Annotated in this window: 12 protein-coding genes; 4 read left to right on the top strand and 8 right to left on the bottom strand. The window is 61.7% G+C overall.

Features of this window, described 5'->3' with window-relative positions; translation table 11 throughout:
* Positions 1–25: 25 nt before the first annotated feature.
* The 7 genes from dhaL to ACO77H_RS16480 all read right to left on the bottom strand — a co-directional run bounded on the left by dhaL (position 26) and on the right by ACO77H_RS16480 (position 7,412).
* Positions 26–673: a dihydroxyacetone kinase subunit DhaL gene (dhaL, locus tag ACO77H_RS16510; protein ID WP_169956590.1), complete on the bottom strand. Its 648-nt coding sequence runs from the start codon at positions 671–673 to the stop codon at positions 26–28.
* 3 nt (positions 674–676) lie between these two features.
* On the bottom strand, positions 677–1,678 hold the full coding sequence (locus ACO77H_RS16505; RefSeq protein ID WP_169956588.1) for a dihydroxyacetone kinase subunit DhaK: 1,002 nt from the start codon (positions 1,676–1,678) through the stop codon (positions 677–679).
* A 156-nt stretch (positions 1,679–1,834) separates the two neighbouring features.
* Positions 1,835–2,950 (bottom strand): MDR/zinc-dependent alcohol dehydrogenase-like family protein, encoded by a 1,116-nt coding sequence (locus tag ACO77H_RS16500; RefSeq protein WP_432754296.1) that lies wholly within the window; start codon positions 2,948–2,950, stop codon positions 1,835–1,837.
* Between the two features lie 26 nt (positions 2,951–2,976).
* Complete coding sequence (locus ACO77H_RS16495; RefSeq protein ID WP_432754295.1) at positions 2,977–3,732, bottom strand: SDR family oxidoreductase; 756 nt, start codon at positions 3,730–3,732, stop codon at positions 2,977–2,979.
* A 155-nt stretch (positions 3,733–3,887) separates the two neighbouring features.
* Entirely contained in the window at positions 3,888–4,895 is a 1,008-nt protein-coding gene (locus ACO77H_RS16490) for a substrate-binding domain-containing protein (RefSeq protein WP_172311711.1), read from the bottom strand.
* A 55-nt stretch (positions 4,896–4,950) separates the two neighbouring features.
* Positions 4,951–5,928: an ABC transporter permease gene (locus tag ACO77H_RS16485; protein ID WP_170041172.1), complete on the bottom strand. Its 978-nt coding sequence runs from the start codon at positions 5,926–5,928 to the stop codon at positions 4,951–4,953.
* On the bottom strand, positions 5,925–7,412 hold the full coding sequence (locus ACO77H_RS16480) for a sugar ABC transporter ATP-binding protein (RefSeq protein WP_432754294.1): 1,488 nt from the start codon (positions 7,410–7,412) through the stop codon (positions 5,925–5,927). The genes ACO77H_RS16485 and ACO77H_RS16480 overlap by 4 nt, the downstream gene beginning before the upstream one ends.
* A 282-nt stretch (positions 7,413–7,694) precedes the next feature.
* On the opposite strand from ACO77H_RS16480, the gene rpiB reads away from it, so the two are divergent.
* From rpiB to ACO77H_RS16465, 3 genes are all read left to right on the top strand, one after another.
* Positions 7,695–8,156 carry a ribose 5-phosphate isomerase B gene (rpiB, locus tag ACO77H_RS16475; protein WP_029293723.1) on the top strand — a complete coding sequence of 154 codons (462 nt, stop codon included), beginning with the start codon at positions 7,695–7,697 and terminating at the stop codon, positions 8,154–8,156.
* A 63-nt stretch (positions 8,157–8,219) separates the two neighbouring features.
* A complete protein-coding gene (locus tag ACO77H_RS16470; RefSeq protein WP_029293725.1) occupies positions 8,220–9,200 on the top strand; it encodes a sugar-binding transcriptional regulator in 981 nt (326 codons plus the stop codon).
* A gap of 422 nt (positions 9,201–9,622) precedes the next feature.
* On the top strand, positions 9,623–11,185 hold the full coding sequence (locus ACO77H_RS16465; protein WP_169956578.1) for a TerC family protein: 1,563 nt from the start codon (positions 9,623–9,625) through the stop codon (positions 11,183–11,185).
* On the opposite strand, the gene ACO77H_RS16460 is transcribed toward ACO77H_RS16465, so the two are convergent.
* The gene (locus ACO77H_RS16460) at positions 11,182–11,544 is read right to left on the bottom strand and encodes a thioredoxin family protein (protein WP_432754293.1); all 363 of its coding nucleotides are present in this window, start codon (positions 11,542–11,544) and stop codon (positions 11,182–11,184) included. The two genes, ACO77H_RS16465 and ACO77H_RS16460, sit on opposite strands and share 4 nt — an antisense overlap.
* Positions 11,545–11,850: 306 nt before the next feature.
* On the opposite strand from ACO77H_RS16460, the gene ACO77H_RS16455 reads away from it, so the two are divergent.
* Complete coding sequence (locus ACO77H_RS16455; protein WP_432754292.1) at positions 11,851–12,696, top strand: transporter substrate-binding domain-containing protein; 846 nt, start codon at positions 11,851–11,853, stop codon at positions 12,694–12,696.
* Positions 12,697–12,723: the final 27 nt, after the last annotated feature.

The following is a 12,723-nucleotide window of genomic DNA, read 5'->3' as shown; positions in this document are numbered from 1 at the left end:
CTTGCCGGCGACGGCAATCCGGTTCCTACCGGGCCAGGCGCGGCTGGATCGAGTCTGCCAGTTGCGTGAGGATCAGGCAGCAGGACACCGCCCCGGCATCCAGCACCCCCAGCGAGCGTTCGCCCAGGCGGCTGGCCCGGCCGATCCTGGCCACCAGGTCCTTGGTCGAATCGCGGCCCTGGGAGGCGGCGCTTTTCATCGCGTCCAGGGCGTCGCTGAAGGACGCACCCGCCGTTTGTGCCCGCTCAAACGCCTCCACCGCCGGGATCAAGGTGTCCATCAGGCACTTATCGCCGACGCCGGCTTCGGTGATGTCCTGCAATGAAGTCAGGCCACCGCGCAGCAGATGGGCGAAGGTGGCGGCGTCGATGTTGTCGCTGCCACGCACCTCGTCGGCCATGCCGATAAACAGGCTGCCATACAGCGGGCCCATGGAGCCGCCGATGCCTTCCATCAGGCTCAGGGTCAGTTCATCCAGGGCCTCGGCCAGGGTCAGTTGCCGGCCTTCGATCGTACGGCCGCAATGGGCAAAGCCCTTGGCCATGTTGATGCCGTGGTCGCCATCGCCAATCGCGCCGTCAACTTCGCTGAGGTATTCACGGTTGGCGACGATCACGCTGACCAGGTCGGTGACAATCGCGCTGCCGTCGTGGGTGGAAAAATGCTGGCTCATGGTTTATTCCGCCTGGGTCATGCCGATGGAGCGGCAAGGTTGGTCGATCAGGGTTTTCAGCTCGGCATCCAGGCCCAGCAGGGTCAGGGTCACGCCCATCATTTCCAGGGAGGTGAAGTAGTTGCCGACGTAGCAGCGATGGATCTTCAGGCCCTTGGCCTTGAGCTGGCTTTCGACTTCGGCGTAGAAGATGTACAGCTCCATCACCGGCGTCGCGCCCAGGCCCGAGACCAGCACCACCACGCTGTCATCCTGGCTGAAATCGCGGTCGGCGAGGATCGGTGCCAGCATGCGTTGAGCCATGGCCGCCGCGGATTCGATCGGGATCACCTCGATCCCGGGTTCGCCGTGGTGGCCGATACCCAACTCCATCTGGCCGTCCGGGATCTGGAAGTTCGGCTTGCCCACCGCTGCAATGGTGCAGGGCGTCAGGCCGATGCCGATGGAGCGGCAGTGATCGACCGCCTTCTGCGCGACGCGGATCACCCCGTCCAGGTCATAGTGCTGCGCGGCGGCGGCCCCGCCGATTTTCCACATGAAGATTTCCCCGGCCACCCCGCGCCGCTTGGCGATATCGGCCTTGGGCGCCGACGCCACGTCATCGTTGGCGACCACGGTGCGGATCCGCATGTCTTTGCTGGCGGCCATTTTCATTGCCAGCTTCACGTTCATGTTGTCGCCGGCATAGTTGCCGTACAGGCAGGCCACGCCGGCACCGTGATCAGCGACGCGAAACGCATCGAAAAAACTCTTGGCGGTGGGTGAGGAGAAGATTTCGCCGACGGCCACCGCGTCCACCAGGCCGGGGCCGACATAGCCGAGAAACGCCGGTTCATGGCCGGAACCGCCGCCGGTGACGATACCTACGCGGCCCTGGCCGGAGGGCTTGGCCTTGCTGATCACACGGGGGTTGCTGTCGCTTTGGCGCAGCTCCGGGTGGGCGACCAGAATGCCGCGCAGCATGTCTTCGACCACTTGGTCCGGATCGTTGATGACTCGATTCATAACGCGGGTTCCTGTTCTTGTTGTGAGCAACTAACTGTAGGAGCGAGCTTGCTCGCGAAAAACGTTAACGCTAACGCGGGCTACCTGGATGAGTGCGTCGCCCTCAGGTTTTTCGCGAGCAAGCTCGCTCCTACAGTAAAAAGCGGTTGGGGTGTTTTAGGGTTCGAGCACAACCTTCAAGGACTTGTCCCCACGCTCCATCACCGCAAACGCCTCCTTGAAATCCGCCAGCGCAAACTTGTGGGTGACCACGTCGCGCATGTCGATCTTGCGCTTGCCGATAAAGTCGATGGCCCGTGGGTACATGTAAGGGCCCAGGTGCGAGCCGAGTACGTCCAGTTCCTTGCGGTCGCCAATGATCGACCAATCTACCGTGGCCTCGTCGTTGAATACGCTGAATTCGACGAAGCGCCCCAACTTGCGCAGCATCGCCAGGCCCTGGTTCACCGCCTTGTGGTGCCCGGTGGCTTCGATATAGATATCGCAGCCATAACCGTCGGTGATTTCGCGGATTTTCGCCAGTACATCGACCTCGGCCGGGTTCCAGACTTCGTCGGCGCCCATGCGCAGGGCCAGTTCGGCGCGTTCGGGTTTCATGTCGAGCACGATCAGGCGTTTGGGGTTGCGCATGCGCACCGCGCCGATGATCCCCAGGCCCAGGGTGCCGGCGCCGGCGACTACCACCACGTCGTCGAAATCCACATTGGCCCGTTCCGCCGCGTGCAGCGAGCAGGCCAGGGGTTCGATGAGGATCGCTTCGTCTGGCTCGATGGAGTCGGGCACCTGGTGGATGATGCCTTCCTTGGTGAAAATCATGTACTGGGCCATGGCGCCCTGCACGTTGTTCTGGAAGCCGTAGAGATCGTGTTTCTGGCACATCCAGTACTGGCCGTGGTTGCAGAAGCGGCAGCCCCAGCACGGCACGATCTGCTCGGAAATCACTCGGTCGCCGACCTTCACCCCACGCTTTTCTGCGCCTGGGCCCAGGGCGACCACGCGGCACACAAACTCATGCCCGGGAATCATCGGCGGCTTGACGTAGCGCGGCTGCTCGGCGTCGCCCCAGAACGACGGCGCGCCGCGATAGGTCTTGATATCGCCCATGCAGATGCCGCACAGCTCGACCTTGGTCAGGATCTCGTCGGGGCCTGGCGTCGGTACATCGACGGTTTCCAGGCGATAGTCTTCCGGGCCATGGCAAACCACGGCCTGCATGGTCTTGGGGATTACCGGATGGAGTTGTTCGGCGGTACGTTCGGTAGCGGTGGACATGACAGACCTCACGACGAATAGATGGATTACTGAATGCTGTAGCCGCCGTCGATCACCATATTGGCGCCGGTGATCATCTGGGCTGCGTCGCTGAGCAGGTACAACGCCAGCCCGGCGATTTCATCCGGCTGGGCAAAACGGCCCGCCGGGATCTGCAATTTGGCCCGTTCGCCTACTTCACCGGCCCAGGCTTTCTTGCCCAGGGCGGTTTCGACGATGGTGGGGGAGATGGCATTTACAGTGATGTGCGGCGCCCATTCCATGGCCAGGACCTTGGTCATGCCGACAATCGCGGCCTTGCTCGCGCAATAGGCCACATGCCGATCCAGGCCGATCACCGCCGCCTGGGATGCCAGGTTGACGATGCGCCCGCTGCCCTGGGCGAGCATGTGCCGGGCGCAGGCCTGGGCCACGAAAAAGCTGGCCTTGAGGTTGATATCCAGGGTGATGTCCCAGGCGTTTTCGCTGACATCGATGGCCTTGTCGAGCATCACCACGCCGGCGCTGTTGACCAAATAATCCAGGCGCTTGAAGTGCGCGAACACGTAATCGATGCTGCTCTGCACCTGGTCGAGCTGGCGCAGGTCGACGGCCAGGCCCAGATGCCCGCTGCCCAGGCTGGCGGCCACTTCAACCACGGCCGGATCACGGTCGAGCAGGGCTACGCGCACGCCACGCTCTGCCAGCAGGCTGGCACACGCCAGGCCAATCCCGGCGGCCCCGCCGGTGATCACGGCGCAACGGCCGGTGAGGTCGAAGGCTTGGTTCCAGAATCCAGACATTGGTTTAACTCCATTCTCTCAGTCGCTGGAGATTCAAAGGTGGGAGCGGGCTTGCTCGCGAAGGCGGTGTGTCAGTTGACACATCAGTTGGCTGACCCACCGCCTTCGCGAGCAAGCCCGCTCCCACATTTGGATAGCATTTACAGGTCGAACTGCTATTTAGTACCGCTGACCTGCTGGTACAGCGCATCCGCATTGGCATTGGTCACCGGCACCCACGGCAGGATGTAGTTCTTCGCGGTGCCGTCGCCCCAGGTCACGTCCTTGGCATAACGCTCCCAGATCACCGACTTGGGTTTGTAGTCCTTGCCCGCCAGTTGCCGCAGGGCCACGTCCAGTGCGCCCTGGGACTGGGCCTGGGCGTCTTGCAGGAAGGTGGTGACTTCGTCTCTTTTGGCCGCCTGGATGGCGTCGGGCATGCCGTCGATGGAGGTGACGGGCACCTCCTTGGAGGTCAGGCCATGGGATTTGAGGGCCTGCACGGCGCCCAGGGCCATGTCGTCGTTTTGCGCGATCACCCCGTTGATGCCCTTGGGGTGGGCGTTCAGCCAGTCTTCAGTCAGGGTCAGGGCCTGGGCGCGGTCCCAGTTGGCGGTCTTTTTCTCGATGATCTTGATTCCGGGGTGCTTGCCCAGCACTTCCAGCTCGCCCTTTTCGCGGTCGATCTGCGCCGACTGGCCGATCGGGCCCTGGATGATCACCACATTGCCCTTGCCCTGGAGCTTGTCGACCATGGCCTGGGCCTGCAGGCGACCGCCCTCGACATCGTCGTTGCCCACGTACGGCACGCTGGCATCGGCGACCTTGGTGTTGGAGGCGATCACCACCACATCATTGGACATCGCCTGCTTCACCGTGCCGACGCCGGCCTTGGTGTCGATGGGTACAAACAGGATCGCGTCATAGCGCTGGGTGACCATGTTTTCGATCTGGTTGTTTTGGGTCAGCGCGTCATAGTTGCCGTCGAACACGGTCAACTGCACGGTGCCGTCCTTGACTGCCGGATGTTCCTTGAGCTCGCGCACCCAGTTCTGCATGAACTGGCCCTTGAGGCCGTACACGGCGGCGCCGACTTTGTAGGTCTTGCCATCGGCGGCCAGGGTGATGCTGCTGGCGAGCAGGGAGAGGGCCGCCACGGCGGCAAACGATGTAGCGAATTTCATGATGAGAACCCCGTTTATTGTTGTGGTCGTTCAGTTCGGTTCAGAGCAAAAGCGACTAGCGTTTTTTCTTGCGCCACACGTCGATCAACACCGCGAGCACGATGATCAGGCCCTTGGCGACCTGTTGGTAATAGGAGGACACGCCGAGCAGGTTCAGGCCGTTGTTGATCACCCCGATCAGCAGCGCGCCGAACAGCGTGCCGACAATGGTGCCGACGCCGCCGGACAAGCTGGTGCCGCCGATCACCACGGCGGCAATCGCATCCAGCTCATAAGACATGCCGGCCTGGGGCAGGGCGGAGGTGGTGCGCGCGGACAGCACCACGCCTGCCAGGCCGGCCAGCAAACCCGAAACCACATACACCGAGAACGTCACCTTGCGCACGCCGATCCCTGAGGTGCGCGCGCTTTTTTCATTGCCGCCCACCGCGTACACATAGCGCCCGTAGGTGGTGTAGCGCAGCACCATCCAGAAAATCAGCGCGACCACGGCAAAGATGATGATCGGTATGCCAATCGGCCCCAGCTTGCCGATGCCCAGCGCCAGGTAGGCGTCCGGCAGGTCGGTGACCGGGCTGCCGTCGTTGAGGATAAAGGTCATGCCGCGGGCAATACTCAGCATGCCGAGGGTGGCGACAAAGGGCGGGATTGACAGGTTGGCCACCATGAACCCGTTGACCACCCCCAGCATCGCCCCGGCAAACATCCCGGCGCTGACGGCAGCGAGCAGGCCGTAGCCCTGGGTCGCGACCAGGGCGCTGCACAGGCCGGCGAAGGCGAGGATCGAACCTACCGAGAGGTCGATGCCCTTGGTCAGGATCACATAGGTCATGCCCACCGCCAGGATGCCGTTGATGGATGTCTGGCGCAGGATGTCCATCCAGTTGCGCCAGGTCATGAAGTATTCGCTGGCAAACGCCATGACCACGCACAGCAGGATAAACACCAGCGGCAGGCCAAAGCGGTCGAGGGAAAGCCGCAGGCGGCTGCGCGCGGGGGTGGTCAGTGGCGTGGCAAGGGTTTTGGCGTTCATGAGGCAAGACTCAACAAGGCTTCCTGGGAAAGGGCGGTGTCGCTGCTGATAGTCACCAGGCGGCCGCCCTTGAAGACCGCGATACGGTCACTCAGGTGCAGCAGTTCCGGGGCCTCGGACGACACCACGATGGCCGCGCCACCGGCGCGCACGAACTGGTCGAGCAAGTGATAGATCTCCTGCTTGGCGCCTTCATCGATGCCCCGGGTCGGCTCATCGCACAGCAGGCACACCGGTTGGGTCGACAGGCATTTGGCGAGCACCACCTTTTGCTGGTTGCCGCCGCTCATGGAGGCCACCGGCAGGTCCAGGGAGGTGGTCTTGATTTGCAGGCGCTTGACCATGTCCTCGGCCAGTTGGTTTTCCTTGCGCGCGTTGATCAGCGACCAGCTCGACAGCTGCTTGTACGCCGACAACGCGATGTTCGAGAGGATGCTGGAACTGAGCACCAGGCCGCTTTCCTTGCGGTCTTCGGTGACCAGGGACATGCCGGCGCGGATGGTCGCCTTGGGCAGGCCGATGGGCATCGGCTTGCCTTGCAGGGTGACGCTGCCGGCGTCCGGGGTGGTCAGGCCGTAGATGCAGTTGAGGAACTCGCTGCGCCCCGAACCCATCAGGCCGTAGATGCCGAGGATTTCGCCCTGGCGCAATTGCAGGCTGATGTCCTGGAACTCGCCGCTGCGGCTCAGGCCTTGGACGTCCAGGCAACACTCGGCGGCGCTTTCGCGACCGACCTTGTGGTCGATGCGTGTCAGTTCCTGGCCGACGATGCCGCGCACCAGGTGGGCGCGGTCGATATCGGCCATGCGCCCGCTTTCGACGAAGGCGCCATCGCGAAAGATGCTGTAGTCGTCGGCAATCTGCGCAAGCTCGCTGAGGCGATGGGACACATAGACAATCCCGGCGCCACGGGCGGTGAGGCGGCGGATGGCCTTGAACAGGGTTTCGGCTTCGCGCTCGCCGATGGCGGACGTGGGTTCATCCATGATCATCACCTGGCAGTCATGGCTGAACGCCTTGGCGATCTCCACCAGTTGGATCTGCGCCACGCTCAAGCGATGCATGGGCGCGCTGGCGTCGACCTCGAACTCCAGGCTTTCCAGGAGTTCGCGGGTACGCCGGTGCAGTTCCTTGCTGTCGACGATGCAGCCGGCGCGCCGCGGTTCGCGGCCCAGCCAGATGTTTTCGGCGACACTCATGTAGGGGATTGGCTCCAGCTCCTGGGTGATCATCGCGACCCCCGCCGCCAATGCTTCGCTGGGGCGATGGAAATGCGCGGGGGCGCCATTGAGCAGGATGCTGCCGGCGTCACGCTGGGTGATGCCCATCAAGATACTGAGGAACGTGGATTTGCCGGCGCCATTGCCGCCGCACAGGGCATGCACACTGCCGGCCCGCAGCGAGAGGCGGCCGTCACGCAGGGCAGGGATGCCGGCGTAGGCCTTGGCGACGTGTTCAGCCTGGAGCAGTAATGGCGTGGCCATCGGCGTGTCCTCGTGCTGTGAGTTCTTATTAGGTACACAGTCGTGTTGCTGCGTGAGCATATGTGTATCAAATGAAATTCTGATCAGTCAATCTCTTTCATTGAAAACTTGTAATCGCCAAGATTTTCTTGATGTATGGCGTTTTAGAGGGGTTTGACTGGAGGGTCAGTTAAAACGTGCTTGACAGTTGCGAGGGAATATCCGAGAAATGACTGATCGAAATTTCATTGAGTGATCATATGATCAGTCTTAAGCTTCACCACGGCAGCGGAGCCTAATGCCATGAACACACCTTTCCCGGTGGCTATCGGATGTGACGAAGCGGGTTTTGAGCTCAAGGAGCTGTTAAAGCGCCACATCGAGGCGCTGGGGTATCCGGTGACCGACTTTGGCACCCATTCCACAGCTCCGGTGCTCTACCCGGATATTGCGCTGGCGGTGGCCACGGCCATCAATGCCGGGCAACAGCGCCTGGGGGTGCTGGTGTGTGGCACGGGCATCGGCATGGCGATCTCGGCCAATAAAGTCTTGGGCATTCGCGCGGCCCAGGCCCATGACACCTATTCGGCGGAGCGCGCTCGCAAGAGCAACGATGCGCAGATCCTGTCCATCGGTGCGCGGGTGGTGGGGGCGGAGCTGGCCAAGAGCATCGTCACCGCGTTTCTGGCCTCGGAGTTCGAGGCGGCGCGGTCCGGGGCCAAGGTCGAGCGCATCAATGCCATTGAGCGTGATGGGCATCAGTAGTGGACGGAGCAGGGCAAGAGTCGGGAGAATGCGCCTTTGACGCCGAAACGGAAGCCCGTCCCCATGAGTGACAGTACCCTGCGCACCGCCAGCGATATCGATCTGATGACCGAAGTGGCGATGCTCTATTACCTTGAGAACGTCACTCAGGAAGCCATCGCCAAGCGCTTTGACCTGTCCCGGGCGAAAGTCAGCCGGCTGCTCAAGCGTGCGCGCGATGAAGGGATTGTCGAGGTGCGGGTGCTGCAGCATCCGGCGATGAACAACGAACTGGAACAGGCGCTGGTGGAGCGTTTCCAGTTGGATCGCGCGTTGATCGCGGTCGACCACAGCGACGCCGACACCCAGCGCTCCGCCGTGGCCAGCCTGGTGGCCAACTACCTGAACAAGACCCTGGGCGACGGCATGATTGTCGCCGTGGGCATGGGGCGTAATGTGGGGGCGGTGGCCGATAACGTGTTTTTGCCGGTAACGCGCAACTGCACGTTTGTCTGCGCCATTGGCGGTTCGCTCAAGGCCGGCGAATACATGAACCCCGACCATATCTGCCGCCGCCTGGCCCTGCGTTTTGGCGGCGAGAGCGAAAGCCTGTACGCCCCGGCGCTGGTGGCCAACCCGGAACTGCGCAGCGTGCTGATCAGCAACGACACCGTACGCTCGACCCTCGACCGCGCACGGCGTGCCGACATGGCGCTGATCGGTATTGGTGACATGAGCGAGAACAGCAACATGGTGCGCATGGGCTGGTTCTCACCCCAGGAAATCGCCCAGGCGCGCTTGTCCGGCACCGTGGGCGACATGATGGGCTACGACTTTATCGACATTCATGGCCAGCCGGCGGTCAACGCCATCCAGGGGCGGGTGATCGGCTTGACGGTGCAGGAGTTGTTCCGCATTCCCGATGTGGTGGCGATTGCCAGTGAAAACACCAAGGCCGCCGCGACCCTGGGGGCGTTGCGCTCGGGGGTGATCAATACCCTGGCGACCACGGTAACCAATGCCCACACCATCCTGGCGCTGGACGACGCTACCCGTAAAACCTGACCTGTCTCCTCTCAAAATATGGGCACTGGCGTGTGTGAGGGGGCTGGCTTGTGTAGGAGCTGGCTTGCCAGCGATAGCATCGCCTCGATCTACCTGATACACCGAGGTGTCTGCATCGCTGGCAAGCCAGCTCCTACACAAGCCCACAGCACAGGCTTCTGGGGGCGGCTTTTACAGATCTTGTAATAGTTTTAAATTGTAGGAGATTTGTATTTCCGCTGTAGGATTAAAGTCCTTTTCTCACTGCAGGACTTGCATGAACACCCTCTCGGAGCCCCCCAGTCGTCTTTCCCCAAGACCGCTACTGCCGACGTTCCCGCTGAAACATCCTCTATTCAGACTGCTAACCTTTTCCCGGTCATCGGACCGCGTCTTGTTGTGCCCGGCATTCTGAAAATCAATAAAGAGACAGAGACTTCTATATGGAATGGTTAGCGGATCCAACGGCCTGGCTCGGCCTGTTGACCTTGATTGTGTTGGAACTGGTACTGGGTATCGACAACCTGGTGTTTATCGCGATTCTCGCGGACAAGCTGCCGCCGGAGCAGCGTGACCGTGCGCGGTTGATCGGTTTGTCCCTGGCGCTGATCATGCGCCTGGGCTTGCTGGCGAGTATTTCCTGGTTGGTGACCTTGACCCAGCCGTTGTTCGAGGTGTTCGACAAGAGCTTCTCCGGACGCGACCTGATCATGCTGTTTGGTGGTGTGTTCCTGTTGTTCAAGGCCACCATGGAGTTGCATGAGCGGCTCGAAGGGCATGTCACCGAACGCACCGGCAATGCGGCCTACGCGATGTTCTGGCCGATCGTGGCGCAGATCGTGGTGCTGGACGCCGTGTTCTCCCTCGACGCGGTGATTACTGCGGTCGGCATGGTGGACGAACTGGCGGTGATGATGATCGCGGTGATCGTGTCCATCGGCGTGATGATCGTGGCCAGCAAGCCGCTGACCCGCTTCGTCAACGCGCACCCGACGGTGATCATGCTGTGTCTGGGCTTCTTGATGATGATCGGTTTCGCCCTGACCGCCGAAGGCCTGGGCTTCCATATCCCTAAAGGCTACCTGTACGCGGCCATCGGTTTCTCGATCCTGATCGAGGTGTTCAACCAGATCGCCCGGGCGCGCCGCAAGAAGTCGGCGCAAGGCGTGCGGCCGATCCGTGAGCGCACTGCCCATGCGGTGATGCGCTTGCTGGGTGGTCGCAGCCTGGCGGTGGAAGAGGTGGGTGAGGACGTTACGGACCTGCTGGGCGACTCCCAGGGCAGTCAAGGCCCGCTGTTCGACCGCCGTGAGCGCGTGATGATCAGCGGTGTATTGCAGTTGGCCGAGCGGCCGATCCGCACCTTGATGACCCCGCGGGCGAATGTCGACTACATCGACTTGGCCGACGACCCGGAGACGATTCGCCTGAAATTGATGCACTCGTCCTACTCGCGCTTGCCGCTGATCCGTAATGGCGCGGTGGATGAGCCCCTGGGCTTCGTGCATAAGAAGGAGTTGCTCAAGGAGTACCTGGCCGGCAACGAGCCGAACCTGGAACACCTGGCGCGGCGGGCGATCAACCTGCTCGACAGCTTCTCGATCCTCAACGCCCTGGAGCAGATGCGCCAGGAGTCGACGCACATCGCCTTTGTGATCAACGAATTCGGCGATTTCATGGGGGTGTTGAGCATGACTGACATCCTCGAATCCATCGCCGGTGAGTTGCCCGATGCCAGTGAAGTCGAAGGCCCGGACATCGTCCAGGAGCAGGGCGGTTACCGCGCCAACGGTGCGTTGAACCTGAATCTGATTCGCCAGCGCACGGGTTTCCAGGCGGTGGCCACCGAGGATTACCAGACCTTGGCTGGCCTGGTCATGAGCCTGTTGGATCGCCTGCCGGTGGTGGGTGACAGCCTGGAATACGAAGGCTGGCGCTTGACGGTGGCGGCGGTGGAGGAGCGCCGGGTGACGCAGGTGTTGCTGATGCCTGTCACGGCGGGTTAACGGGGTTTTGCCCTTTTGGTTGGCACACCACGGGTGTGCCGCTCGAAGGTTCTCTTCAGGGTCTGCTCCTGGGTCTCCCAGGGGCCGAACCCCTTGAGCTTCTCGACCAGCCTGCCGTTTTTCAATATCAGCAGCGTCGGTGTGCCGGTCACCTCGGGATGCCGTGGGGTCTGGCTCGTATCGAGTACATAAAGCGCTACCTGACGGCGATAGCGGCCGGCCACTTTGCGAAACAGTGGCTTGGCCGCGCCGCACGCCGGGCACTGGGGCGATACAAAGAGCATGAACACCGTGCGTTGTGTCTGCAGCGCCCGTCTATACGCATCCGCGTCGTCGATCAGCGTGTTGATCATTCCCATGACAATCTCCTTATAGGCCCGTGGCCAAACCCTAAGCCGGGCGGGCCGGACGGTCTACTGTGAGAATTCACAGGTAACGCACCCAAATGTGACGGATCGCAACGGATTGGGGCGCACGGTAGCAGTGTGCCTGGTGTGACTGGCGCGGCGCTGGTTCGTCGATGCCTTGTTATCTGGCTGATTTAAAACACCTTTAACTCTTCAATATTTTTCTGTTACTGGCTGTGGCACACTTTCTGCTGTCTATTCCGTTGTTACATACCATGTTCCGGTATAGCGGAATACACAACTCCTGGAGTGCTTGTCATGCATCGCCGACCTTCCGTGTTTAAAGCCTGTGTTTTTCTGTTCGCCGCCTCGGCTTCCCTCGCCAGCCAAGTGCAGGCCGACAGCAAGCTCGACGATGTGCTCAAGCGTGGGCACCTGATTGTCGGTACAGGCAGTACCAATGCGCCGTGGCACTTCCAGGGAGCGGATGGCAAGTTGCAGGGTTTTGATATCGATATCGGACGTATTGTCGCCAAGGGCCTGTTCAACGACCCGAGCAAGGTCGAGTTTGTGGTGCAGTCCTCCGATGCGCGGATTCCCAACCTGTTGACCAACAAAGTCGACATGAGCTGCCAGTTCATCACCGTCACCGCCAGCCGCGCGCAACAGGTGGCGTTCACCCTGCCGTACTACCGCGAAGGCGTGGGCCTGCTGTTGCCGGCCAACAGCAAATACCAGCAAATCGAAGACCTGCAGGCAGCGGGCGACGACGTCACCGTGGCGGTGCTGCAAAACGTCTACGCCGAAGAACTGGTGCACCAGGCGCTGCCCAAGGCCAAGGTCGACCAATACGACAGCGTCGACCTGATGTACCAGGCCGTGAACTCCGGGCGTGCCGACGCCGCTGCCACCGACCAGTCTTCGGTCAAGTACCTGATGGTGCAGAACCCCGGCCGCTACCGCAGCCCCACCTACGCCTGGAGCCCGCAAACCTACGCGTGCGCGGTCAAGCGTGGCGACCAGGATTGGCTGAACTTCGTCAACACGGCGCTGCATGAAGCCATGACCGGCGTCGAGTTCCCCACCTATGCGGCCTCGTTCAAGCAGTGGTTTGGCGTCGACCTGCCGAGCCCGGCGATTGGCTTTCCGGTGGAATTCAAATGATTGTTGAGCGCGCGGCGTCGCAGCGGG

Origin of the sequence: Pseudomonas sp. WMBT8, from assembly GCF_050916005.1 — a bacterium.
Taxonomy (GTDB): domain Bacteria; phylum Pseudomonadota; class Gammaproteobacteria; order Pseudomonadales; family Pseudomonadaceae; genus Aquipseudomonas.
Note: the sequence above shows the minus strand (reverse complement) of the source record. Positions and strands in the feature narration are given on the sequence as shown.